This window comes from Mycoavidus cysteinexigens, from assembly GCF_003966915.1.
In the GTDB taxonomy this organism is placed as follows: Bacteria; Pseudomonadota; Gammaproteobacteria; order Burkholderiales; family Burkholderiaceae; genus Mycoavidus; species Mycoavidus cysteinexigens.
This window is the reverse complement of the sequence record NZ_AP018150.1, coordinates 2,770,381-2,795,004: the sequence shown is the minus strand read 5'-3', so window position 1 is coordinate 2,795,004 and position 24,624 is coordinate 2,770,381. Positions and strand designations below refer to the sequence as shown.

Here is a 24,624-nt window from a genome sequence, read left to right as displayed (position 1 = left end):
GGCAATTGCGCTATGTACGCGGCTGGCTAAAAAGTAACTTCTCTCGATAATCAAGATGAGTTAAAGCGCGCATTTTACGGTGCCTAATGCGCAAGTCAAAAGGATCTTATTAATGTAAATTGGGGCTGCGCGTCACATAAGCGCCAAATTTTTAGGGGCGCTCGTTGGTAGCGAATTTTAATGCGCCAGAGATCTTTTTCGAGCTTCTAAATTTTTTGCGCAGCGCTCTTTTTTCATCTCCTATGCAAGAGCTTTATAGCGCCAGCGCCCTGCTGACACGATTGTAAAGTGTTGACGGAAAACAAAAAAACAGATTAAATAGAGGGTTCGCGCAAAAAATTTAGCGAGAGATTCTGTCGGATAAGGCTTAATGTGCCTTAAGTGGCGCTTTTTGTCCGATCTGAATGTTAACTGAGCAAGAGAATAATCAACACGCCGTCCTAGCGGGCGGAGCTTGTGAGAGCAATTAATCATGAAACGTACTTATCAACCTTCTGTCACACGCCGTAAACGGACTCACGGTTTTCGTGTTCGCATGAAAACTGTAGGGGGACGTAACGTTCTTAACGCACGCCGGGCGAAAGGCCGTAAGCGTCTAGCCGTTTAACGCGTTAGCGTTTAATACGCATTCCGTTATTTCCTTGCGGGCCGCAGACGTCGGCTTTCCGAGAGCCGCGCGACTCTTAAAACCGGATGAATTTTCATCGGTTTTCCGCGAGCGCCCTTGGGGGCGCAGCCGGCATTTTGTATTATATGGACGACGCACGGGCCAAGCAGCACGGTTGGGCTTGGTGATTGGGCGCAAGTATGCGTCGCGTGCGGTCAGCCGTAATTTAATTAAACGCATTGCCCGTGAAATATTTCGCCATCAGCGCGCTGAGTGCTATGGGTGGGATATTTTGTTACGGTTACATGTCAAATTGGACCGGAAAATATGGCGCAGCGCTTCATCCGAGGCGCTTAAAGCCGTATGCAGTAACGAGCTTGAAACATTATTCAGCGAGGCTATCTGTAGCCGCATCAAACGCTCGACATGAGGTGTGTGATTTTTATGCAAAAAATACTGCTTATGTTGCTGCGTTGCTATAAATTGATGCTCAGTCCATACCTTGGCAATCGCTGCCGTTTTATGCCATCTTGCTCAGATTACGCGCGCGAGGCTATCCAATATTATGGTGCGGCGCGTGGCAGTTATCTTGCCTTCAAAAGAGTGTGTCGTTGCCATCCGTTTGCAGCAGGCGGCATAGATTCGCCGCTACCGCTCAATCTTTCAGGCGCAGACGCCGCCCCCCAGTATCAAGACGAGACAAAATCAAATGGATATTAAACGCAATATTTTGTGGGTTATTTTAGTGATTTCACTGGTGATGCTGTTTGATAATTGGCAGCGTTACAATGGGCGTCCCGCGAGTTTCTTTCCTGATCCTGTGCCGGTGCAGACCGTGAACCAAGGCACGCCTGATCCATCGCTTACGACTTCCTCATTGCTGGGTACAGCGGCGGCTCCGGATACCCAGGTGGCGGTGAATGGCGAAAAAATCCATATAAAAACAGATGTTTATGAAGCAGAGATTAATACGCAAGGCGGTACATTGTCTAAATTGTCGTTGACTCGGCACGCGGATAGACAACAAGATAATCACTACGTTAGCCTCTTTGACGAGACTCCCAGTCATGTTTATTTAGCCCGTACGGGTCTGATTGGTGGCGGTTTCCCGAACCATAATGATATTTTTCGCGTCACGCCTGGTCCACGTGAGCTGACGAGCAGCGCAAATACGCTTGAGGTTCGCCTCGAATCTCCGGTGAAAAATGGTGTTAAGTTTGTAAAGCGTTACACTTTCACGCGCGGCAGTTACGTGATTGGCGTTCAGCATGAAATCGTTAATGCCGGTTCAGTGCCGGTGCAGCCTGTGCTGTATATGGAATTGGTGCGTGATAGTGCGCCCGTTGAAACGCCACGTTTCTCGTACACCTATATTGGGCCAGTTGTTTATACCTCGCAGCAGAATTTCCAGAAAGTCGGTTTTAGCGATATTGATAAAAATAAAGCCAGCTACGTTAGGCAAGCCGATAATGGCTGGGTCGCCATGGTGCAACATCACTTTGCCTCGGCATGGCTGTTGCCGCAGGGCGTGATGCGAGATATCTATATACAGAAAGTGGATTCATCACTGTATCGAGTCGGAACTAAGCAAGCTGTACAAACTCTGATGCCAGGGCAAGCGGTCCAAGTGCCGGCGCGCCTTTTTGCGGGCCCGGAAGAAGAGCGCATGCTTGAAAATATTGCGCCAGGCCTTGAGTTGGTGAAGGATTATGGCTGGGTGACGATTATTGCCAAGCCATTGTTCTGGCTGCTTGAAAAAATTCACAATCTACTCGGTAATTGGGGCTGGTCAATTGTTGCTTTGACCTTACTCATTAAGGCGGTCTTTTTCCCATTGTCGGCCGCTAGCTACCGCTCAATGGCGCGCATGAAAGAAATTTCTCCGCGCATGCAGGCATTGCGAGAGCGCTTCAAAAGCGAGCCGCAAAAAATGAATGCAGCATTAATGGAGCTTTATAAAACAGAGAAAGTCAATCCATTGGGAGGGTGCTTGCCGGTCGTCATCCAAATCCCCGTTTTTATTTCGCTGTATTGGGTGTTATTGTCGTCGGTAGAAATGCGAGGCGCTCCTTGGATTGGCTGGATTCATGATTTATCGCAGCAAGATCCTTATTTTATCTTGCCAATTTTGATGGCGCTTTCGATGTTTGTGCAGACGCGCTTAAATCCAACGCCACCGGATCCGCTCCAGGCCAAAATGATGATGTTTATGCCGCTCGCATTTTCGGTAATGTTCTTCTTCTTTCCGGCTGGCTTAGTGCTTTATTATGTAGTGAATAATGTGCTGTCTATTTTGCAGCAATGGTATATTACAAAACGGGTTGCGCGGTAATCTCGCATTGATAGCAGTATCCAGGAGCGCGCTAGCAACGCGCTCTGAGCAATCAGAGGGTCAATTTTGAAGTATGCGCTAGCTGAGGCAAGTCGCTTACCCTTCGATGTGAAGGCGCCTAATTCGGCTATGCGCAAAGCTATTGCCGAGCTGGATGCCGGCCAGCACAAGAAGAGCGCGGGGTTGATGGCAGACTTGTATGCGGGCGATTAAGCAATCCGCCTGCATGCAAGCGTGACTATAAACGGGAAGCCAAAGACGACAATCGCGCCAAGCATCGATGATGCGTCCTCGCTAAGCTTGAGTAAATGATGTACATATTTAACTTATCAGCACCCAATTGAGCGAACCCACCGCAATATATTTCTACCAAGCGCTCCGCAGCAATAATGGGCGTAGCCGTCATCATCTCGCAAGCCACGCCGCCCTCGTAACTCCCTCAAACGCCCATTCCCCGAAGGTGTGGGTACGCTTGCTCACATGGGGCGGATGGATAGCCACGGAGGTCGTAGGTGGCCGTTTTACGTCAGTTGTGGGTGGCATGTTGCTCAATGTACTGTCGTACGAGGCTAATTGGCGTACCGTTGCAAGAGGCGGCGAAGTAGGAAGATGATATAGCAAGGCTACTTCTAGTAGGATTGTTTTGCGATGTCAGGGTGTTTCTTTCGAACCCTCGATTGGAAGCCCTTTTAGACCGCTCATCAGCGCCGACACAGACATATTTGGCGGATAAGTGAACCAATAGGCGAGAAATATGTCTAAGTTGAACAAAACTATCTTAGATCGTTGGCGCACATTCCGCCGCCTGTAGGACTATAAACTCGCGGGGAACGGTGAATGCCTGATTACAGTGTCCGCCCACAAGTTGTACCTGTGTGCGTTACGACTATGTATCGAAAAATAGTAGGAATGTTTTCTTGTGCGCACTACGGCTTTGAAGAAAATTCCGATGTGGGCGATGCGCTCAATGTTCTCAGGGCGGAACGCCCCCGTGAAGTCATGCCGCCAGCAGCAGGAGCGCACCGAAATAACCCCATTCGGCTCGATGCTATGTTGCGCGAGTAGGAGTCACAGGCCTTTAGGAGGATGAGTATGTCAATCCGGCACTTTCCCGTAGAACTGTGTAATCAGTTCTTCCACCAAATACCTCTGATGTTCTGGCAGGGCCTCAATTTTCTTGGCAAGCGTAACCGTTTCTGGAGAAGGCGGATATTTAGCTTGTTTAAGCTTAACTTCCTTGGCTTTTAGGAGCGCTGGATCGGGTGGTGGCCCGTAATGCAGCCAATGCTCGCCAACGTCAAGCCATTCGGCCAGCGTCTTGATTTTATCTGCAGTGGGAATGGCACGGCCGGTTAACCATTTATGCGTGGTCTGCACCGAAACGCCAGCACCGTCTCGGTGCTGGAGATTAAACAGGCGCGCTAAGTCTGTAGCGCCTTTAACAGGCTTAGGGCCTCGCTTTAACGCAAGCCGTAAACGCTCTGAGAAGGCGGATCTTTCTTGATTGGATGGCATATGGGAATTCTGACTCATCATATTTCCCTATGGTTCAACCTTTTATGATAGATATACCTAAATTAGTTTAGAGTTTTGCTTATAACAGGTATTTTTTGGAATTTAGCGAGTTTATTGAGCTAAATGCAACGCTAAATAGGGCTGAATTTGTTTGCGTGCGACAAGCTCGCGGCTCGAGTTTGAGTGGGTTTGCATATGGGCACAAACGCTATTTCCAAAATTTTCATTGTGAGGCGTGCGCGATTTAAGTACGCCGCAATAAAGATGAGCGAGTTTACCCATTTAGGCCACCCAATAGCATACGTAGCCGATTTACCAGAGGCTGCGTAATCGTTTACTCGATATTATGTAGGCCGAAAGGACGGTATGAAGAGTTGAATTTGAGTGATGATGCCCCGGCTTTAAGATAGGCTAAAACCGGCTTTCAAGAACTAACCAGCACAGACAAAATGATGTAAGGTAGGTGTGGAAGCTACAATAGAAATATCCGTATGCTGTCCTTTCAGCGTTTCAAATAGAATAACTAAAGCTAAGTTATGGCAGTGTGGTGGCAACAACGTATGGATTTTATGATGGCGGCCTCGGAAGGGCTCCGCTCCGCCGTTTCTCGTGTTCTAAAACGCCAGCTGACTTATTCTGGTCCTTGCCCGTAAAACTGAGTGATTAACTCTTCTACCAAGTATTTTTGATGTTCGGGCAATGCCTCAATTTTTTTTAGCCAGCTCAATGGTCTCAGGCGAAGTTGGGTACTTAGCTTGTTGAAGTTTGGTTTCTTTGACCTTTAATAAGCTTGAATCGGGTGGCGGCCCGTAATGCAACCAATGCTCACTAACGCCAAGCCATTCAGCTAACGTTCTGATTTTTTCCGTAGTTGGAATGGCGCGGCCGCTTAACCATTTGTGCGTAGTTTGCACTGAAACACCTGTGCCGTCATGCTGTAGATTAAAAAGGCGTGCTAAATCCGTCGCCCCTTTTACAGGCTTATGACCTCGCTTTAATGCGAGTCGCAAACGCTCTGAAAAACTACTTCTTTCTTGATTGGTTGGCATAAAGCGATTCTGCCGCATCATCTCTCCTTTAGGCTAAACTTTTTATGAGATATTTAACTAAAATAGTTTACATTATCCATCAATTGGGTTATTTTTATCTTTTTTGGAATTAGAAAAGAGCGTTGATAACGCTATTAGACCGCGAGTACAGGCTCTTTCGCGGGCATAAACCGTAGGTGCTGTGACCGTCTACGCAACTTTGCACAGCCTCTGAAAAAGGAGACTTACTGATGAATAAACGTCAATCTATGACTTTTAAAGAATTAGTACTTAAGCGTTATAAAGAATATTTTTCGCTTAAAACTTTGCAAGCCCTATCGCGTAAATCAATCGGTATTATTCCATTGCCGGTTTATTTAATTTTGGTGGCATGTTTAGCGACTATGGTGCTGAACCATCAGCTCATGGGTAACAATATTTGCACAATGATTGCCTTGTTGGCGGTATGTGGCTATACCTGCTCTGCAGTTGGTCAAGCAATTCCTTTTTTTCGCCGCATTGGGGGCTCGGTCATTATCGTGACTTTTGTCCCCGCCTATTTGGTCGCTCACCAGTTACTGCCGGCGGATTTTGTGCTCCCTATTCAAGCCTTTTGGGAAAATAACCACCCGATTTATCTATTTATCGTTGCCGTGATTGTCGGGAGTGTGCTGAGCATGGATCGCCAGGTGTTGATCCAGGGATTTATAAAAATTTTCGCTCCACTATTGATGGGCTCGATTGTGGCCGCAATAACGGGCACTTTAGTGGGCTTAGCGGTAGGACTTGATTTATTCCATATTATTTTCTTTATTGTTGTCCCTATCATGGCTGGTGGGCTCGGCGAAGGCGCGATTCCGCTATCAATCGGCTATGCAAAAATCCTAGGTCAGCCTCAGGGTGATTTATTAGCCCAAGTTCTACCTGCAATTATATTCGCCAACCTTTTTGTCATTATATTGGCGGCCGCACTGAATCTTTTGGGGCGTTATTACCCACGCTTTTCAGGGGATGGATGTTTGTTAAAAACGGATAAAGAAAAAGACGATACCGTTAAAGCAGAGAATTCGCATGAAGATGCCCGGCCTTTGCTCACAGAAGTGGCGGCAACCGGGATGACGGCAATTTCTTTTTATTTAATTGGGGTGCTTACGCATCAATTGTTTGGCTGGCCAGCGCCAATCGCGATGCTTTTGATTGCGATCCTAGTCAAGCTGTTGAATCTAGTGTCGCCCGCCATGCATCAAGGTGCGATTGGCTTGTATCATTTTTTTGTAAAGGTCACGATTTATCCTTTGCTATTCGCGGCTGGGATGACGATTATTCCATGGGACAAGCTCACCGCTGCATTTAACCTGCCGTTTATTGTGACGGTTTTTGCAACCGTAATTTCGTTAATGGCGACTGGATTTCTCGTTGGCCGTAAAGTGGGTTTATTCCCAATTGAAGCGGCTATTGTTACGGGCTGTCATAGCGGTATGGGAGGCAGCGGCGATATAGCTATTTTATCTGCCGCACATCGCCTATCGTTAATGCCGTTTGCGCAAATTTCCACGCGTATTGGGGGCGTTATTGTGGTCATTATCGCCCTGTTAGCAATTGGCTTTTTAAATTAAAGCTCGATCCAATTCATTTAATTTCATCCAATCTGCCTAGTGCACAGTTCACTTTCGTGGCTGTGCGCAAATCAGGTTATTTTCAACTCAATCTAAGGAGTGCGGCTATGACTTCCAACACTTATTGCAGATCTGTATTATTTACACCGGCATTACGACCGGAGCGTATTGCTAAGGCAGCGCAAAGTGGAGCGGACGTTTGTGTGATTGATTTAGAAGACCCTGTGGCTCCTAATTTAAAGCATGAGGCTAGAGAAAAACTTGCTCAATGCCTGGCTACCCCGCACTCTGAACGAGTTAAATTTGCCGTACGAGTCAATTCGTTGCGTACTCAAGATGGTCTGAAAGACTTGCTGGAAATTTTCCGACAAACGAAGTCACCCGATTATATTATTTTGTCCAAAGTGGAAAATCCACAGGAGATCATTATTACTGAGGAAATACTGGGCCAAAAAGAGAATGACATTCAGTTTTTAGCGGCGGTTGAAACGCCAGAAGGCGTCGCTAATGCTAAAGAAATTGCGCGGGCCTCTTTACGGCTGAAAGGGCTTATTTTCGGCGCTGCTGATTTGCCAGTAGTATAGGGAGTGCGATTACCTGGGATAGCCTTTATTTTGCGCGAGCGCAGGTCTTGAATGCGGCTAAGATAACTGAGCTTGAAATTATTGATACGCCATATTTTGATGCGCGTGACTTCGATGGTTTGATTGCGGATTCACTCAGAGTCAGGGAGCTTGGCTATACCGGAAAAGCCGCCATTCATCCATTACAAATCCAACATATTAATGAAATATTCCAGCCGGATGAGGCTGAGCTTTATAGAGCAAGGCGCATCGTGGCCACTGCTCAGGAAAATGAGGGCAATGCTTATTTATTAGACGGTACTTTGATTGGCACACCATTGATTAAAGCCGCTCAGAGGTTGTTGGATAAATATGATCAAATCAATCGATAGGTTTGTATAGATTCTTGTGAGTTGTTGAACTCTCGGCTTACGCCGAGAGTTTTTATTTTGGACTGAGGCGCATCATGTAGAAGGTGCTCAATTTATCAGAACATGGAGCAAATGATCTTTGCGCAACGACGCGGCCGCACGCTATTCTTATGGCGTCTGCCTGATGCGTAAATACATTGTGCATAATGATTGACGTTGGCAACAGGTTTGCGCTAAACAAACCGTATCGAGGAGCAAGCTGGTGGAACCGCAAAATGTGCAAGTTGCAGCAGTGACAACCGGGCTGGTCGGCGACATCCGCGTCTTGATCGGAGAAGCGCGGGCCGGACTGGCCACTACGGTTAATTCGGCCTTGACTATGCTTTACTGGCGCATTGGTCGGCGCATACGCGCCGAGGTGCTCCAGGGAGAGCGGGCCGGCTACGGCGAACAGATTGTCGCCTCTCTGGCACGACAATTGGAAGCCGACCATGGGCGCGGCTTTGGCGCCAAGAACTTGCACCATATGCTGCGTTTTGGTGAGGTGTTCGAGGCCGAGGAAATTGTCTACGCGCTGAGTAGACAATTGAGCTGGACCCATTTGCGCAGCCTGATCTATATCGAAGACCCCCTCAAACGAGAGTTTTATCTGGAAATGTGCCGCAACGAGGGCTGGAGCACTCGCACCTTGCAAGGACGACTCGATTCCATGTTGTTCGAGCGCACAGCACTCTCGCGCAAGCCCGACGAATTGCTGAGGAGCGAACTGGCAACCTTACGAGATCAAGGGGCGTTCGGCCCAAATCTTGTCCTGAAGGATCCCTATGTACTGGATTTTCTGGAGCTGCGTGATCGTTACCTTGAAAAAGATCTCGAAGACGCCATCCTGCGCGAATTAGAAAACTTCCTGTTGGAGTTGGGAACTGGATTCAGCTTTGTAGCTCGCCAAAAACGGCTGCAAATTGATAATAATGACTTCTATATCGACTTGTTGTTCTACAACCGCCGTTTGCGACGTCTAGTTGCCATCGAACTGAAACTCGGTGAATTCAAGGCGGCTGACAAAGGTCAGATGGAGCTCTATCTGAGGTGGCTGGCCAAAAATGAACAAGAGCCTGGCGAAGCGCCGCCGCTGGGAATTATCCTTTGTACGGGAAAAAATCGTGAACAGATAGAACTGCTGGAGCTTGATCAAAGCGGCATCCATGTCGCCGAATACCTGACCGGCTTGCCGTCCAGGCAATTGCTGGAGAAAAAGCTGCATGAGGCGGTGACGCTATCCAAGACGCGGCTGGAGAATCAGCTCGGCCCGACCGCAATCAAAGTCAAGTAAAGAGCGCGCTCATGCGCATCGGTTATGCTCGTGTCTCCACTCAGGATCAGGACAACGCGGCACAGATCACGGCGTTGAGTGCGGCGGGATGCGGACGGATCTTCGAAGAGAAAGCGTCGGCAGGCCGTTGGGATCGTCCCGAACTCAACCGCCTACTCGATCAGTTACGCAAGGACGATGTACTGGGCGGTTTCGCCAAACAGATAAAAACATTGGTGTTGATTGGCGTTACATTAGTGTAAAACTGCGTGACTTATTTGATGACGCTCAATTTTGGCTCAAATGTAGTATCTATTCAATAGATGATCTTGTGGCTCGTTTGCATCATCTCTTAGTCTATATTCATCCTTTCGAGAATGGCAATGGCCGTTGCGCGCGACTCATGGCGGCTGCTTTGTTATACGAGCAGCAGAAGCAACCCTTTTCATGGGGAAGCCCCCACTTAGTAGGAAAGGGCGACGCTCGCAGTCGTTATCTAGACGCACTAAGAGTGGCGGACAAAGGAGATATACAACTACTGCGTTCCTTTGTCCGCACTTAACTTTTTTTGGTTTTTTTTGCTACAGTGGTTTTTTTAGCCGCCTTTTCTTTCTTTTCAAATTCAAACCCGATCTTGCCATCGTTTTGCTTAACCAGATAAGCTTTAAACAGGCGGCCAGTACGCGCTGATTTAAAATGTATCAGTAAATCCGTGCGGCCGGTGTTCAATAGCTTTTCCATTTGCTCACGGGAGATCTCTTGCTGCAAGACAATTTGACCTGAGCGAAAAGTGCAGCTTTTCGGGTTGCCGACCGATTTTTCACATATATAGTTTAAGCCATGCTCAAAAACGGCGCTGTTACATTTTGGACAAGGTCCGAGTGACGTCTGAGAAGAAAAATCAGGTAGCTCGCTATCGTCCTCGCCTTGCTCCTGACCAAAGTCAAATTCGAGTTTGTAATTGTCTATTTCTGGATCTTTCACAAGCTTTAAGATGGCGGCAAAGGGGCGCCCCATTTTGCTGCGAAAACCAGAAAGAGGTCCAATTGATTTATTGCTGAGTAAGCTTTCAACCTCTTCAATTTCAAATTGTCGCGCCCCGGGTATTTTTGTAATTGAAAACTCGCAGTGGGTGCACGCAAAGCGCCGGTAATTTTCTTTTACTTGGTTGCCGCAATGTGGGCAAGGAGTAGATAGTGTGGCGTAGTCGCCTGGTATGGTGTCTGAATCATACTCTTTTGCGCGTTTGACGATCAGTTGCGTCATTTGCGCAATCTCGTGCATGAAGGTGTCGCGTGTGAGGCTGCCATGCTCCATCTGTGTGAGTTTAAACTCCCACTCTCCGGTCAGTTCGGCTGCAGTGAGTTCTTTGACATTGAGTCCACGCAGTAGTGTCATTAACTGAAACGCCTTAGCGGTAGGAATCAATTCCCTTCCTTCGCGAATCAGGTATTTTTCTGTGAGTAACCCTTCGATAATTGCGGCGCGAGTTGCCGGCGTTCCTAAGCCTTTGGTTTCCATTGCCACGCGCAGCTCATCATCTGCAACCAATTTCCCAGCACCTTCCATGGCGGATAGTAAGGTGGCTTCGTTATAACGAGCGGGCGGTTTAGTGGTGAGCAAATGCACTGCAATTTTATCGGTTTTAACCGTTTCTCCCTTGGCTACAGGCATTAAGTTGGCAGTTTCATCCTGTGCCTCGCGCCCATATACTTGCAACCAGCCTGGTGTAACCAGTACTTTACCTTCCGTTTTGAAATGGTGGCCAACGACTTCAGTCAGGCGCGTGGTAAGTTGATATTCCGCTGCCGGAAAAAATATGGCCAAAAAGCGTTTAACTACAAGATCATATAATTTCTGTTCTGCTTCCGATAAATTTTTAGGCGCTTGTAAGGTTGGAATAATTGCAAAATGGTCGCTGATTTTCGCATTATTGAAAATTCGGCGATTGGGTTTGACCCAATTTTTATCGAGAACCTGTTTTGCGAAAGGCAGATAATTATGGCTTTCTTTTAATACTTCAAGCGTACTTTTAACGGTGCTGAGGTAATCCTCAGGCAAGGCGCGCGAATCTGTGCGCGGATAGGTTAAAACTTTATGTTTTTCATATAGAGCCTGGGCCAACGCTAGAGTATTTTTTGCAGAAAAACCAAAGCGCCCATGGGCTTCACGTTGCAAACTAGTGAGATCAAATAATAATGGAGAGAGCTGAGTTGAAGTTTTGGTTTCTTCGCTAACGCGACCCGGTTTGCCGCGGCATGCGGCCACGATAGATTCAGCCGCGGCTTCGCTCCACAGACGTGAGTCGCGTTGTTCTGGATCGAAGTCATTTTTCTTAAATTTGGGATCAAACCAACGGCCCTCATAAAAACCGGCAGCGCACACAAATTCAGCTTTAACCTCCCAGTAATCACGCGGTACAAAACGGCGAATCTTTTCTTCACGCTCAACTACAACAGATAACGTAGGGGTTTGCACACGCCCAACCGTCGTTAGGAAAAAGCCGCCTCCTTTACTGTTGAAGGCGGTCATTGCGCGTGTGCCATTAATTCCGACGAGCCAATCAGCTTCGGAGCGGCAGCGGGCAGCGTCGGCCAGCGGTTGCATCTCATGATCGCTGCGCAAATGCGCGAAACCCTCTCGAATCGCCTGTGGCGTCATGGATTGCAGCCAGAGTCGTTGCACCGCTTGCTTGGCCTTCGCATGTTGTGCGATATAACGGAAAATTAATTCGCCCTCGCGCCCCGCATCGCAAGCGTTAATCAGAGTATCAATATCTTTGCGCTTAATCAACTTAGTTAGAAGCTTGAGGCGTGTTTCGCTTCTGGCGATGGGTTGTAAGTCAAAACGTGGTGGAATCACGGGCAAATGGGCAAAACTCCATTTGCCACGTTTGACTTCGTATTCTTCGGGCGCAGCAATTTCTAGCAAATGACCGACGGCTGACGATAACACGTACTGTTCGCTTTCAAAGTATTCGTCGTGTTTAGTAAAGCCGCCTAGAACTCGAGCGATATCGTTTGCAACAGAAGGCTTTTCGGCAATGATCAGAGCTTTAGGCATGAAAAATATAGAGTTGGGTCTTGCAAACGGCTGTTTTATAGCACAGTTTAGGGCAAATGCGCGGTAAGTAAAGGTCTTAACTTAGGCGCGGTAGTCACTTTGTTACCCGAGGTTAGGCTGGCTAATAAGCGCTCAACCACGGCCGCATAGGGGAGTACGGTACCAAAAAAGCAGGTATTGTATGCATTTTCGATTAAAATTGTCGGGAAATCCTCAACCTCAATTTCATCAAGTTGATCGGCGTGAGTTTCTATATCAATCCAAACAAAGCATATAGATTGATGTGTGTCGGCAAGCGAATTAAAAAGTGTTTGATAAGCTCGGCAAGCGTCGCACCACTGAGCGCAAAGACAAGCCACCAGTAGAATATCTGGCTGGGTTAACCGGGCAGCGATGGCGTGGGCTTCCGTGTCGAGGTTAAACGCGGGCATGGGCGTGTTTCTCCTTTGCGATGGAACAGTTTTAGCGGCTTGCCGCATCACGCTTGATGCGTTCTACACGGCCACCAGGCAATGCTGTAATCCAACCACCTAGCTCTAATTGCAATAGGGTTGCTTGCAGTATTGCACTGTTTAGCTTGGTGCGCGTGGCAAGTAACTCGAGCGAGGTTGGATCATAATTCAGTGCCGCCAGTACGCAATGCGCGTTAGCATTAAGTGTAGCTGACATCTCATCGGTTTGCAGCGGGCTGGCCTGAGAGATAATTTGGGCTCCCTCCAAGTTTCGTTCTGACCAATTCAGGTTGTGATGCATATGCGGTTGAGTCGGATGATCGGTATCCATGGGCTGAGCGGATAAGGACGGCGTTTCCTGGGTTGAGTCGCGGTAATCTTTTGCGCTTATGGCAGGGCTGAGCAGGTCTGTGTGCCGTATCTCATCTAGTATATCTTGTGCGCACTCGACGAGCTTTGCCCCTTCTTTGATGAGCCGGTGGCAGCCCTTGGTAAGAGGCGAATGGATCGAGCCAGGTAGCGCGAACACCTCGCGCCCCATTTCGCCGGCCAAACGAGCGGTAATCAAAGAGCCAGATTGGAGGGCAGCCTCAACCACCAGTACCCCCTGTGTTAACCCAGCAATTAATCGATTGCGCTGCGGAAAATGCTGCGCGCGCGCCTTTGCGCTAAGTGGCCATTCAGAGACCAGCGCGCCGTGTGTCGCAATTTCATGTGCTAGCGCATGATGGCGTGCTGGATAAACTAGGTCGATGCCGGTGCCTACGACGGCAATTGTACTGCAAGGGCTACTCAATGCCCCCCGATGTGCAGCACCGTCGATGCCTAGCGCTAGCCCGGATACAATGGTTAAGCCTGCGTGAGCGAGGGTATGCGCAAGTTGTTTAGCATTTGCGAGTCCCTGGGGGGTGCCATTGCGGCTGCCGACAATCGCCAGCGAGGGCGCATGTAATAATTCGAGTCGTCCCTTTACGTACAGGAATGCAGGCGGATCCGCGATCTCTAGTAGCATGCGTGGATAAGCTGGATCGGCCAAGGTGACAAAATGATTGCCGGCACTCTTCATCCAGTTGCGCACGCGCGCAACGTTTTTAGCAAGGCACTCAGAATTGACGTGCTTGAGAGCTTCTGCAAGCTTAGCACCGACGACTTGTGCTAACGCCGTTTGTGATTGTTTAAATATATATTGCGGTAATCCATAAACGCCTAACAAACGACGGATTGCAACTGAACCCGCGCCTCGCGTGCCGATAAGGCGTAGCCATGCAGCGATTTCATCGTCAGTGAGAGCCAGAGTTTGCATTTTAGATGGGCGGCTCGAGGCGCTAGCCTCGGTCAATTAGCCATGTTAAGATCAGTTGCTAATTAATATGGTGTCATTTATTAAGTCAGGTTGAGGCGTTTAAAAGATGTTTTGCAGAAGCAAACAAATATTTTTCTGGATTGTGCATGGACTTGACGCTGCTCGCAAGCTGGCTATTTGGCTATAAAATGGATGGATTATGGCTTTATTGAATATATTAAATTATCCTGATGTTCGGCTGCAGAAAAAAGCTAAGCCGGTTGAGGCCATCGATGAGCGGATCCATCAACTGGTGCGCGATATGGCTGAAACTATGTATGCTGCGCCGGGCATTGGCTTGGCTGCAACTCAAGTGGATGTGCATGAGCGTGTCGTGGTGATTGATGTTTCTGAGACGCGTGACCAACTGCAAGTATTTATTAATCCAGAGCTGATTTGGTTAAGCGAAGATAAAAAGATTTATGAGGAAGGTTGTTTGTCCGTACCTGGCATCTACGACAAAGTGGAGCGGGCGGATCGGGTGCGCGTGCGAGCGCTCAATGAGCGCGGTGAAACTTTTGAAATAAATGCGGAGGGCCTGCTGGCGGTCTGCATTCAGCACGAAATGGATCATTTACTGGGTAAAGTGTTTATTGAATATTTATCGCCGCTTAAACAAACCCGCATCAAAACAAAAATGAAAAAACTTACAAAAGCAATGTAGTTCGCCGTACTTCTAATCAAGCTCAAAATTCAATGCCAAACAAGTCTGTATCCGTAGAAAAAAATCTCGCATTGTTTTCTTTTAGCCAATCCAAGTCGCAATCTATGCGCTGGCTTCTTCTAGGGTTGGTGATTGCCTATGTACTGGCAGGCGTATTTGGACGCGATCCATGGAAAGCGGATGAGCCTTATTCATTCGGGATGGTCTTAAATTTTTTGCAAGGGCTAGCTTGGAGTGTGGATTGGGTTGTGCCTCACGTTGGCGCGGATCCTTTCGTTGAGAAACCACCATTAATGTATTGGACGGCGGCGCTCTTGGCCCACTTAAGCTCGGCTTTTCTGCCGATGCAAGAAGGCGCGCAGTTAGCGGTTATTGCCTGGATGGCGGTTGCGCTGTTTGCGTTATCGGCAACCGCGCGTTGGCTGTATGGTGGCCGGTATGGTGTGCTGGCGTGCATGCTTTTGCTCGGAACGCTAGGTGTGGTTGTGCATGTGCATAAATTGATTGCAGATGTGCCGCAATTGGCTGGCACCGTGTTGGCGCTGGCTGGGCTGGTGCGCTTTGTGGTGGCGCCGCAAGCGCCAACTTGGAAAGCTGGACTAATGCTAGGAGTGGGCGCAGGCGTTGCGTTTATGAGCAAAGGCGTTTTGGTGCCTGCCCTGCTGGCGTTGACTTATTTAGCTTCGGTTGTCTTGCTCCCTGTATTTCGCACGCGCCGGGCTGTTGTATTGTTGTTGTGGACGGTTTTAGCGGCATTGCCTGGGTTGTTAGTTTGGCCTTATTTATTCTGGCGGGCCTCGGAGCCATTATTTATTGAATGGTTCTGGAATAATAATTTTGGCCGTTTTTTCGGCTTTAGTGAAGTCGGCGAGTCGCGCTCCAATTATGGGCAAGATATAGGTTTGGCTATTGCGCTGTCATTTCCGGCGGGCTGGTTAGCCGTAGCAGAACTGTTCAAACGCTGGCGCAGTTATTCCGCCGCAGCAAATATGGACAGCGTCGCCGTCTTCAGCGGCATGAAGGGCGAAATTAAATCCGCGCGCGCGGTTCTTTGGATTTATGTAGTAATTTTTTATGCGGTGTTGTTGGGGATGTCCGCCTCGCTGCGCGAAGTTTATCTGCTGCCGGTATACCCAGCATTGGCGCTATTGGGCGCTAGCATTGCTTTGCCAATACGGCTAGATCGCGTTTGGTGTAAGGTCTCCGTGATTTTTTTCTCGGCCTGCGGTATTTGGGTATGGTTCTGCGGGGGAGCGTTATTGGCTGGCGCCGGTCATTTAATCCCGTCTGTATTCGCGCGCTGGTTGCCGTTAAATTACGTATTGCCGTTTAATTTGGCTTGGTTGTTAGCTGGCCTGAGCTTAACCGGATTATGGATCTGCGCTATTGTTTGGCGTGCGCGCCTGGGCGCAATTGCCATGAGCTTTGCCGGCATAACGCTCATCTGGGGGCTCTTGCATACCGTGTTGCTGCCTTGGTTGAATGAGGCCCGCAGTTATCGGAGCGCGTTTAACGCATTAAAAATAGTTTTGCCTCAGCAGTATGATTGTCTGGCCGTGTTTAATGTGGGCGAATCGGAGCGGGCGCTGTTGCATTATTTCATCGGTGTAAAGCCCGTGCAAAGCGCATCTTTAAATGCAATGACCTGCCAGGTTGCTCTGGTTCTAGATAAATCCGACCATCGTTTTTCTGCTTTACCGCCGCAGGCGTGGCAGGAAATTTGGCGCGGCGGCAGAATGGGCGATGAAAATGAGCGCTTTCGCGCATATGTGCGGCGAGAACCTAGTTTGCATCGGAATAAATAGAAAAAGGTAAAATTTGCAGTATTCTTGCAAAGCATGCATACGTCCCCATATCTTCTTAGAAGAATGACGACGCTTTAAGTACCGTGCAAAACGAGCGCATTAAGATGTGCGAAGAGTAGGATTTAGTTATGTTTAATTGGCTTAAAACAACTGTACTGATGGCCGCCATTACTGGCCTATTTATTGCCGTTGGCGCTATGATTGGCGGGCAGCAGGGAATGCTGATCGCTTTATTATTTGCGCTCGTCATGAACTTTTTTTCCTATTGGTTCTCCGACCGAATGGTGTTGCGCATGTATAACGCGCAAGAAGTTGATGAAACCAGCGCGCCCCAGTTCTATCGCATGGTACGTGAATTAGCCATCCGCGCTGAACTGCCGATGCCGCGTGTCTATTTAATTAATGAAGCTGCGCCCAACGCTTTTGCGACCGGGCGTAACCCGCAGCATGCTGCGGTAGCTGCGACCACTGGGCTTTTGCGGATTTTATCCGAGCGCGAAATTCGCGGCGTCATGGCGCATGAGCTAGCGCATGTGAAGCATCGAGATATTTTGCTATCAACGCTTTCCGCCACGATGGCGGGAGCCATTTCAGCGTTGGCTAACTTTGCTATGTTCTTTGGCGGGCGCGATGAAAATGGTCGTCCGACTAATCCGCTGGCGAGCCTGGCGGTGGCCATTTTTGCGCCTGTAGCGGCAGCGCTGATTCAAATGGCTATTTCTCGAGCGCGTGAATTTGAAGCAGACCGGGGCGGTGCTCTCATTTCTGGCGAGCCGCAAGCATTGGCTTTAGCGCTTGAGAAAATTCATCGCTATGCAAAGGGAATCCCCTTTGCCACGGCTGAATCTCATCCAGCGACAGCTCAGATGATGATTATGAATCCCCTTTTAGGTGGGTCGCTTTCTCGTCTTTTTTCAACTCACCCAGAGGTTGAGGAGAGGGTAGCGCGCTTAATGGAAATGACGCGCACCGGGCATTATCCAATTTGAATGAGAAGCATAACCGCCGGCGCTCAGCATAGAATGAACATCTCAAGGCGCTATTCTCATGTCGCGTAATTTAAGGGTTATTTTTGCGGGTACGCCAGCGTTTGCTGCGACCACTCTCGCAGCTATTCAGGCAGCAGGTTTCGTGGTGCCGTTGGTGCTGACACAACCGGATCGACCGGCTGGCCGCGGCATGAAACTGGCGGCAAGTCCGGTTAAACAACTCGCTCTTCAACAGGGTTTACCGCTTATCCAGCCTACGTCGCTCCGCACGGATGGCCGCTTTCCGGCGGAAGCGGCTGCTGCGCTTGATCATCTGCATTTAACTCCGCACGATGTTATGGTAGTGGTTGCATACGGTTTATTGCTGCCGCAAGCGGTGCTTGAGATTGCGCCGCACGGTTGTATTAATGTCCATGCTTCCTTGCTGCCGCGCTGGCGTGGGGCGGCGCCAATCCAACGCGCGCTTGCCGCCGGGGACGAGCAAACCGGTGTTACCTTAATGCAAATGGATGTAGGGCTTGATACAGGCCCCATGCTAAAGCGCGCATCTATCCCCATCTTAACTTCCGATACCACAGCATCCCTGCATGACAAGTTGGCGTCCTTGGGCGCGCAACTAATTGTTGAAGAACTTCAAATGCTTGCTGAGCGCGGCGCATTACAGGCAACGCCACAACCCATCGAAGGCGTGACTTATGCGGAAAAAATCAGCAAGCAGGAAGCGCGCCTTAATTGGCAATTGCCGGCTGGGACGCTAGCGCGCCAAGTGCGGGCTTTTGATCCATTCCCCGGCGCGCTAGCCGTGCTAGATGGCGAGTCCCTCAAAATCTGGGCGGCAACGCCGGTTGCCGCGCCGCAAACGGCTATGCCCGGAGAAATCATTCAAATCACACCTGATGCGGTAACCATTGCATGTGGCACTGATGCGCTAACGGTTACGCAGTGGCAAAAACCAGGCGGCAAAAGGCTTGCGGTGAGTGAATTTCTAAAGGGTTTTGCGTTGCGAGAAGGGCAGTGTTTTGCGGTTTAACGAATTTCATACCAAACTCCGCGGCCACTGCCATGCTGATGCAAAAATTTTCGTTCGACGAGAGCACGTCAAGGCGTAGATTCGGGTGCGGGTTGAGCACCCATTCCACATTATCAAGAACCTATTTCGTCACAAAAAGGTACGTTACCGGGGTTTGGTCAAGAATACCGCGCAATTATTTGCTTTGTTCGCGTTAGCCAATATCCAGCTTGCGAAGCGTAGATTGCAGGCTCAATCCGTCTAAATGAGGGGGAAATAGGAAACTCAGAATAAAATGGCCGCTCTGGTGCAAAAAATTGTGCTCAATTGGTTCGATTCAGCATTTTTTAGTTTGCCTACGAAAAATTCTCGATTAAATCAGCGCCTCCTTAGCTCTTGGAATTGCCGTTTAATAAACTTCATTCTTAAAAAAACAAGAGCGCTTGCGTCCTTTTATTGAGCATAAGGCTAAAGTTCCGTAGCAATCAGCGTTAAAATTCTAAAAATCTAGCTTATTCGATACTATCGGACCGAATCCTATAACCAATAACGCACCCATTTACACCCATTTAATGCCAGCAACCCAGACCACCTCCCATTTTGCTATGCAGCCGGCTCCAGATTCGCTTGCTTTCGCCCTGAATAACGCGGCGCGCGCGCTGGCTGCGGTCCGCGCTGGGACGGCGTTGCCGGCTGCGCTGACCGCATTATTTGCAGAAATTGACGTTCCCGCCGCGCGCGGGGCCATTCAGGATATCGCCTATCGAACATTACGCGCCTTAGGCCGGGCGGATGCATTGCTTGCGGCGCTTGTGCGTAAACCTCCTCCGGCGCCAGTTGCAAATCTGTTGACTTGTGCTTTGGCTTTGTTAAGCGATGAGCCTGAATCTGCTATTTATACGCCTTTCACCGTAGTTGACCAGGCCGTTTGCGCGGCTAACGTACAACCCGCAACTCGTCCAATGAAAGGGCTCGTGAATGCGGTATTGCGTAATTTTTTGCGCTCGCGCGCTACGTTATTGGCGCAAATTATGCATGACCCAGTCGCGCGTTGGAATCATCCACGTTGGTGGATTGATGAGGTGCGTACCGCCTGGCCTATTGCTTGGGAAGAGATCTTGTCGGCCGGCAATACGCATGCGCCGCTGACTTTACGCGTTAATCAACGCCGTTCGACAGTTGCTGAATATCTTGATGTCTTACATACTGCGCAGATTCCAGCCGTAGCGGCAGGCCCAAGCGCCGTACGGTTATTGCGCGCATTGCCAGTGGAGCGTGTGCCGGGCTTTATGCAAGGTGTAGTTTCAGTGCAAGATGCGAGCGCGCAGAGGGCCGCTCCGTTACTTGAGATTCGCCCTGGGATGCGGGTGCTGGATGCATGCGCCGCGCCTGGCGGTAAGACCGGACATTTGCTTGAATTAGCGGAGATAGATTTAGTGGCCCTTGAAGTGGATCAGGCGCGCGCCATGCGGATCGAGCAAAATTTAAGTCGTTTGCAGTTAATGGCGACGGTCTGCATTGGGAATGCGAGCTCTCCTGACGAATGGTGGGATGGGCGGCTATTTGATCGTGTGCTGATTGATGCACCGTGTTCAGGTTCAGGCATTGTGCGTCGTCACCCTGATATTCGCTGGCTTAGACGTCCCGCCGACTTGGCCGCGCTCGCGCGTGAACAACAGCGTATGTTAGCGGCGCTTTGGCCATTGTTAAAACCAGGCGGTGAATTAGTTTATGCTACTTGCTCGATTTTCCCTATAGAAGGTGAGCGCCAAGCGCAATGGTTTGAAGGCAAGCAACAAGATGCGGTACGATTGAGCGCTCCGGGCCAACTTTTGCCATCTACCGCACTACCAGGTTGTGCCTCAAATACGGATGATCGGGATGGATTTTTTTATGCACGTTTTCGTAAACAGTGATTGATTTGCGTCTTTTTTTACTCAAGTGGATCGTGGCTATCGGGCTTATCTGGCCTGAACTCGCCTTGGCGCAGGCGCATACGATTCATGTGCGGCGCGCCTCGCTTGAAGCCGATCGTCTGGGCTGGGCGCTGGATGCGCGTTTTGAGTTTGTTTTAAACGAGAGCCTGGTCGGTGCTATCAATCGGGGCATACCTCTTTATTTCACCACTAATTTTGAATTGACGCGCGCGCGCTGGTATTGGTTTGATGAGGAAACCGTGAGCGCTGCGCAAAGCATACGGTTGTCATACCAACCGCTCACGCGCCAATATCGACTCTCAAGCGGTGGTTTACAACTGAGTTTCCCAAGCCTTGCGGATGCCCTCAAGGTGATTAAACATGTCAATGTATGGCATACCATCGACCGCGCGGCAGTTGTGCCTGGGTATGTCTACACGGCGTCAGTGCGAATGCAGTTGGATACTGCGCTGATGCCCAAACCCTTTCAAATTGATGCGGTGAATAATCGTGATTGGCGGCTTTCTTCCGATTGGAAACGATTCGAGTTTGTGATGAGTCAACATGCCAAGTAAAGCTGCCTTCACTCGTTATGTTGTTCGTTCGCTTCTCACAACTATAGCGATTTTAGCCTTATTGTTGCTTGTATTACTGGCGTTAGCGAGTAGCGCCAATACGGAATTTTTCGATCGTTATTATTCATGGTTATATTCAGCCAACATTGCGATTGCACTGATTTTCATGCTAATCGTTGGTGGTCTGATATGGATTATCGTCGCCCGTTTACGTCAAGGTAAATTTGGTGCTCGGCTGCTAGCGAAACTTGCCATATTTTTTGCGTTGGTTGGAGTGTTGCCAGGTGGCATCCTCTATTTGGTCTCGCTGCAATTTGTTTCACGCAGTATCGAATCGTGGTTTGATTTAAATGTTGAAAAGGCCCTGGCTTCTGGGCTTGATCTTGGCCGCGGCTTGCTCGATAACTCCTTAGCCGACCTGCATAATAACGGCCGCTTGATAGCCAGTCAGCTCGCTGCCGCGGATGAAGCAAATTTGACGCTGACTTTATTGCGCTTACGCGAGCAATTCGGGGTTCAAGAAGCGATTATCGTAGCTTCAACGGGCCGGGTGGTGGCGCAAGCCTCCCCTAATTTTACGGCCCTGGTGCCAGATGATTTGCCGACTCCTATGATGCTGCGTCAAGCGCGGACCACCGGTTATGCCGGACTTGAAGGCGAACTCGATGCTGAATCTACGAATCAATTCACGGAGAACGCCAAAGGCGCTCTCCGTTTGCGTGTCGTGGTGCGGATACCGGCTGATTATCAAAACTTAGCGCGTCAAGATGAGCGTTTTTTGCAGTTAACTCGTTCCGTGCAACCCCAGTTGGCGCGTAACGCGGCTGAGATGCAACGCGCTTGGCGTGACTACCAAGAAAAGGCCTTGGGCCGTACTGGGTTGCGCAAAATGTATATTGGCACGCTGACGTTGGCCCTCTTTTTGGCAACTTTTATCGCAATGATGTTGGCGTTTGGGTTAGGCAACCAGCTTGCTCGCCCGCTTTTTTTACTGGCGCAAGGCACGCTCGAAGTAGCGCGTGGCGATTATCGGCAAAAATATGAAACCAACACTAACGACGAGCTGGGTTTTTTGATGCAGTCGTTTAATGCAATGACTCGGCAGTTATCGGAAGCGCGTGCAGCCGTTGAACGTAATCGGGTTGCCCTAGAGAATTCAAAAGCCTATCTTGAAAGTGTATTAGCGAATTTAACCGCGGGCGTATTTGTGTTTGATCGAAAATTCCGTCTCACGATTGCGAATGTCGGGGCTGAGCGGATTTTTCGTCAACCGTTGCAAGGACACTTAAATTGTTTGCTGGAAGAAATTACCGCGTTGGCAGGTTTTGCTTCGATGGTGCGCAAGGCTTTTGCGGTGCGAGATGCTGAACTGGCTACAGCAGAGGGAGATCTAGGGCACTGGCAACAACAATTTGAAGTCCAGGTCCAGGGGGAAGCCGAGCCGCTCACCTTGCTCGCGCGGGGGACGCGTTTACTCTTGCCAGCAATTGAAGCGAGCGCTGACATGGCAGCGGCGAAAAGTGCCGTAACGGCGGGTTATGTAGTTGTGTTTGATGATATTTCAGATATTATCTCGGCACAGCGTTCGGTCGCCTGGGGTGAGGTTGCGCGCCGCTTGGCGCATGAAATCAAAAACCCGCTTACGCCGATCCAACTCTCGGCCGAGCGGCTGCAGATGAAGTTAGCCGATAAACTGGCTCCTGCAGACGCTGAGGTTTTGCGGCGGGGAGCAACTACGATTATTAACCAGGTTGCGGCGATGAAGCAGATGGTTGACGATTTTCGAGAATATGCGCGGATGCCACCGACGGTGCTACATGATTTGCAATTAAATGATTTGATCACAGAGGTACTCGCACTGTATGGGGTCGGCGAAGAGAAAAGTTTTATCCAAGCGGATTTAGCTCCGTTGCCTATGATCCGCGGCGATCCAACGCAATTGCGCCAGGTGATTCATAACCTGCTGCAAAATGCGCAAGATGCCGTGGCGGAAGTCTTTGCGCCGAGTGTGCTGATTGAGACAAAAGCAGTAGAATATGAGCACCCAGACATACCCAGTAAAAACGGTTTAGCGGTGAGGCTCAGCGTAATGGATAATGGTTCTGGTTTTCCGGCACGGATTCTCACACGCGCTTTTGAACCTTATGTGACGAGCAAGACCAAAGGTACAGGTTTAGGGCTTGCCACGGTTAAAAAAATTATTGATGAGCATGTTGCTAGCATTAGTATTCGCAACCGCCCACCAGCGGATGGGGCAAGTACAGGAGCGAGCGGCGCGCAAATTTCGATTCTTTTTCTTCAATTGGCGGATAGCGAGTTAGAACCGCATACAGGAAAGTTAATCTCAAGCAAAATCGAGCAGATAGCGAGACAGCAGACAAAGGTAGTGTAAATGGCAACCATTTTAGTAGTAGATGATGAAATGGGTATCCGAGAGCTTCTCTCGGAAATTCTGAACGATGAAGGTCATCTGGTAGATGTCGCTGAAAATGCGCAGGAAGCACGCGCGTACTGTATGCGTCAAGCGCCTGACCTGGTTTTGCTAGATATTTGGATGCCGGATACCGATGGCGTTACGTTGCTCAAAGAGTGGGCCGCACAGGGTTGCTTAACAATGCCCGTGATCATGATGTCGGGACATGCAACCATTGATACCGCGGTTGAGGCGACTCGGATTGGGGCATTTGATTTTCTTGAAAAACCGATTGCGCTGCAAAAATTGCTGCAGGCGGTTAAGCAGGGGCTGGTGCGCGCAGCGGAAATGAATGCGCGCGCGAATACTCAATTCACACCACGGCCAATCACACAGCCCGAGCCAGAGTTAGCCACCATGCCGTCAATCGGGGCCGTGGCCTTGTCAATTGCGAGCCACAGTGTGGCAGAAACTGCCATAGCATCACCGAGCGAGTGCGTGACGATTTCTCTGAAACTGCCACTGCGTGATGCGCGCGATGCTTTTGAGCGCGCCTATTTTGAATACCATCTGAAACAAGCCAACGGTAGCATGACGCGCATTGCTGAACGGGCCGGTCTGGAGCGTACGCATCTTTACCGAAAATTAAAACAACTGGGCATAGAATTATGCAGAAATCGGGCTGAATCATGACTCTTTTTTATCGGCATCATGTTTTTTTCTGCACCAATCAGCGCACTAACGATACGCGCCCTAGTTGCGCGAATTGCAATGCGCAAAAAATGCAGGAATATGCAAAAAAAAGAGTGCGCGAGCTGGGCTTGAGTGGGCCGGCGCAAATTCGTATTAACAAAGCGGGCTGCCTGGATCGTTGCGAGCAAGGTCCAGTCGTAGTGGTGTATCCGCAAGGCGTTTGGTACTCCTATATCGATGAAGCTGATATTGATGAAATCATTGATTCGCATCTGGTGGGCGGCAAGATTGTTGAGCGGTTATTGATTCCGCAAGAAAATTCTCTGGTTACTTAAAAAGAGCGGGGATTATATTGAGCA

At 49.4% G+C, this 24,624-nt stretch carries 24 protein-coding genes and 3 pseudogenes; 22 read left to right on the top strand and 5 right to left on the bottom strand.

Annotated features, from left to right (window positions below; translation table 11 throughout):
- Positions 1-472 precede the first annotated feature (472 nt).
- From rpmH to MCB1EB_RS11860, 6 genes are all read left to right on the top strand, one after another.
- Positions 473-607, top strand: coding sequence for a 50S ribosomal protein L34 (gene rpmH, locus MCB1EB_RS11885; RefSeq protein ID WP_081678026.1), 135 nt, complete (start codon positions 473-475; stop codon positions 605-607).
- A 34-nt stretch (positions 608-641) separates the two neighbouring features.
- Positions 642-1,037, top strand: coding sequence for a ribonuclease P protein component (gene rnpA, locus MCB1EB_RS11880; protein ID WP_174232252.1), 396 nt, complete (start codon positions 642-644; stop codon positions 1,035-1,037).
- Between the two features lie 14 nt (positions 1,038-1,051).
- Positions 1,052-1,327: a membrane protein insertion efficiency factor YidD gene (gene yidD, locus MCB1EB_RS11875; RefSeq protein WP_026921710.1), complete on the top strand. Its 276-nt coding sequence runs from the start codon at positions 1,052-1,054 to the stop codon at positions 1,325-1,327.
- Positions 1,317-2,939 carry a membrane protein insertase YidC gene (gene yidC / locus MCB1EB_RS11870; protein ID WP_045364003.1) on the top strand — a complete coding sequence of 541 codons (1,623 nt, stop codon included), beginning with the start codon at positions 1,317-1,319 and terminating at the stop codon, positions 2,937-2,939. The genes yidD and yidC overlap by 11 nt, the downstream gene beginning before the upstream one ends.
- Before the next feature lie 66 nt (positions 2,940-3,005).
- Positions 3,006-3,152, top strand: a complete 147-nt coding sequence (locus MCB1EB_RS11865; RefSeq protein WP_232034120.1) for a hypothetical protein — start codon at positions 3,006-3,008, stop codon at positions 3,150-3,152.
- Between the two features lie 624 nt (positions 3,153-3,776).
- A complete protein-coding gene (locus tag MCB1EB_RS11860) occupies positions 3,777-4,004 on the top strand; it encodes a hypothetical protein (RefSeq protein ID WP_126354043.1) in 228 nt (75 codons plus the stop codon).
- A 30-nt stretch (positions 4,005-4,034) separates the two neighbouring features.
- On the opposite strand, the gene MCB1EB_RS11855 is transcribed toward MCB1EB_RS11860, so the two are convergent.
- Together MCB1EB_RS11855 and MCB1EB_RS11850 are read right to left on the bottom strand one after the other, a co-directional pair.
- Complete coding sequence (locus MCB1EB_RS11855; protein ID WP_026921708.1) at positions 4,035-4,454, bottom strand: transcriptional regulator; 420 nt, start codon at positions 4,452-4,454, stop codon at positions 4,035-4,037.
- Between the two features lie 631 nt (positions 4,455-5,085).
- Positions 5,086-5,503 (bottom strand): annotated as a pseudogene (locus MCB1EB_RS11850) (transcriptional regulator).
- 230 nt (positions 5,504-5,733) lie between these two features.
- Here MCB1EB_RS11850 and MCB1EB_RS11845 point away from each other — a divergent pair.
- The 6 genes from MCB1EB_RS11845 to MCB1EB_RS11820 all read left to right on the top strand — a co-directional run bounded on the left by MCB1EB_RS11845 (position 5,734) and on the right by MCB1EB_RS11820 (position 9,906).
- Positions 5,734-7,098, top strand: coding sequence for a 2-hydroxycarboxylate transporter family protein (locus MCB1EB_RS11845; RefSeq protein WP_232034119.1), 1,365 nt, complete (start codon positions 5,734-5,736; stop codon positions 7,096-7,098).
- A gap of 107 nt (positions 7,099-7,205) precedes the next feature.
- Complete coding sequence (locus MCB1EB_RS11840) at positions 7,206-7,682, top strand: HpcH/HpaI aldolase/citrate lyase family protein (RefSeq protein ID WP_126354042.1); 477 nt, start codon at positions 7,206-7,208, stop codon at positions 7,680-7,682.
- Positions 7,679-8,053, top strand: coding sequence for an aldolase/citrate lyase family protein (locus MCB1EB_RS11835; protein WP_126354041.1), 375 nt, complete (start codon positions 7,679-7,681; stop codon positions 8,051-8,053). The genes MCB1EB_RS11840 and MCB1EB_RS11835 overlap by 4 nt, the downstream gene beginning before the upstream one ends.
- A 241-nt stretch (positions 8,054-8,294) precedes the next feature.
- Positions 8,295-9,365 carry a PDDEXK nuclease domain-containing protein gene (locus MCB1EB_RS11830; protein WP_232034118.1) on the top strand — a complete coding sequence of 357 codons (1,071 nt, stop codon included), beginning with the start codon at positions 8,295-8,297 and terminating at the stop codon, positions 9,363-9,365.
- Positions 9,366-9,376: 11 nt separating this feature from the next.
- Complete coding sequence (locus MCB1EB_RS12490) at positions 9,377-9,607, top strand: recombinase family protein (protein ID WP_052393897.1); 231 nt, start codon at positions 9,377-9,379, stop codon at positions 9,605-9,607.
- The gene (locus MCB1EB_RS11820) at positions 9,577-9,906 is read left to right on the top strand and encodes a Fic family protein (protein ID WP_232034173.1); all 330 of its coding nucleotides are present in this window, start codon (positions 9,577-9,579) and stop codon (positions 9,904-9,906) included. Before MCB1EB_RS12490 ends, MCB1EB_RS11820 begins: the two co-directional genes overlap by 31 nt.
- 8 nt (positions 9,907-9,914) lie before the next feature.
- Here MCB1EB_RS11820 and MCB1EB_RS11815 read toward each other — a convergent pair.
- The 3 genes and pseudogenes from MCB1EB_RS11815 to dprA all read right to left on the bottom strand — a co-directional run.
- Positions 9,915-12,407: pseudogene (locus MCB1EB_RS11815) on the bottom strand (DNA topoisomerase III); the annotation flags it as partial.
- A 47-nt stretch (positions 12,408-12,454) separates the two neighbouring features.
- Complete coding sequence (locus tag MCB1EB_RS11810; RefSeq protein ID WP_026921702.1) at positions 12,455-12,838, bottom strand: thioredoxin family protein; 384 nt, start codon at positions 12,836-12,838, stop codon at positions 12,455-12,457.
- Between the two features lie 31 nt (positions 12,839-12,869).
- Complete coding sequence (gene dprA / locus MCB1EB_RS11805) at positions 12,870-14,162, bottom strand: DNA-processing protein DprA (protein ID WP_045364009.1); 1,293 nt, start codon at positions 14,160-14,162, stop codon at positions 12,870-12,872.
- Positions 14,163-14,361: 199 nt separating this feature from the next.
- Between dprA and def the strand changes: the two genes are divergently transcribed.
- The 10 genes and pseudogenes from def to MCB1EB_RS11755 all read left to right on the top strand — a co-directional run bounded on the left by def (position 14,362) and on the right by MCB1EB_RS11755 (position 24,600).
- Complete coding sequence (def, locus tag MCB1EB_RS11800) at positions 14,362-14,865, top strand: peptide deformylase (protein ID WP_045364012.1); 504 nt, start codon at positions 14,362-14,364, stop codon at positions 14,863-14,865.
- A gap of 104 nt (positions 14,866-14,969) precedes the next feature.
- Positions 14,970-16,670, top strand: coding sequence for an ArnT family glycosyltransferase (locus MCB1EB_RS11795; RefSeq protein WP_161566225.1), 1,701 nt, complete (start codon positions 14,970-14,972; stop codon positions 16,668-16,670).
- A gap of 128 nt (positions 16,671-16,798) precedes the next feature.
- Positions 16,799-17,659 carry a zinc metalloprotease HtpX gene (gene htpX, locus MCB1EB_RS11790; protein WP_026921700.1) on the top strand — a complete coding sequence of 287 codons (861 nt, stop codon included), beginning with the start codon at positions 16,799-16,801 and terminating at the stop codon, positions 17,657-17,659.
- A gap of 58 nt (positions 17,660-17,717) precedes the next feature.
- Positions 17,718-18,689, top strand: coding sequence for a methionyl-tRNA formyltransferase (gene fmt, locus MCB1EB_RS11785; protein WP_045364015.1), 972 nt, complete (start codon positions 17,718-17,720; stop codon positions 18,687-18,689).
- A gap of 79 nt (positions 18,690-18,768) precedes the next feature.
- A pseudogene (locus MCB1EB_RS11780) lies at positions 18,769-18,933 on the top strand (transposase); the annotation flags it as partial.
- A gap of 307 nt (positions 18,934-19,240) precedes the next feature.
- Positions 19,241-20,584: a 16S rRNA (cytosine(967)-C(5))-methyltransferase RsmB gene (gene rsmB, locus MCB1EB_RS11775; protein WP_045364018.1), complete on the top strand. Its 1,344-nt coding sequence runs from the start codon at positions 19,241-19,243 to the stop codon at positions 20,582-20,584.
- Positions 20,581-21,159 carry a DUF4390 domain-containing protein gene (locus tag MCB1EB_RS11770; protein WP_045364021.1) on the top strand — a complete coding sequence of 193 codons (579 nt, stop codon included), beginning with the start codon at positions 20,581-20,583 and terminating at the stop codon, positions 21,157-21,159. The genes rsmB and MCB1EB_RS11770 overlap by 4 nt, the downstream gene beginning before the upstream one ends.
- Positions 21,149-23,551 (top strand): sensor histidine kinase, encoded by a 2,403-nt coding sequence (locus MCB1EB_RS11765; protein ID WP_045364023.1) that lies wholly within the window; start codon positions 21,149-21,151, stop codon positions 23,549-23,551. Before MCB1EB_RS11770 ends, MCB1EB_RS11765 begins: the two co-directional genes overlap by 11 nt.
- Positions 23,552-24,265 (top strand): response regulator, encoded by a 714-nt coding sequence (locus MCB1EB_RS11760; protein WP_045364026.1) that lies wholly within the window; start codon positions 23,552-23,554, stop codon positions 24,263-24,265.
- The gene (locus MCB1EB_RS11755; RefSeq protein WP_126354040.1) at positions 24,262-24,600 is read left to right on the top strand and encodes a (2Fe-2S) ferredoxin domain-containing protein; all 339 of its coding nucleotides are present in this window, start codon (positions 24,262-24,264) and stop codon (positions 24,598-24,600) included. Before MCB1EB_RS11760 ends, MCB1EB_RS11755 begins: the two co-directional genes overlap by 4 nt.
- The last annotated feature ends 24 nt before the right edge of the window (positions 24,601-24,624 follow it).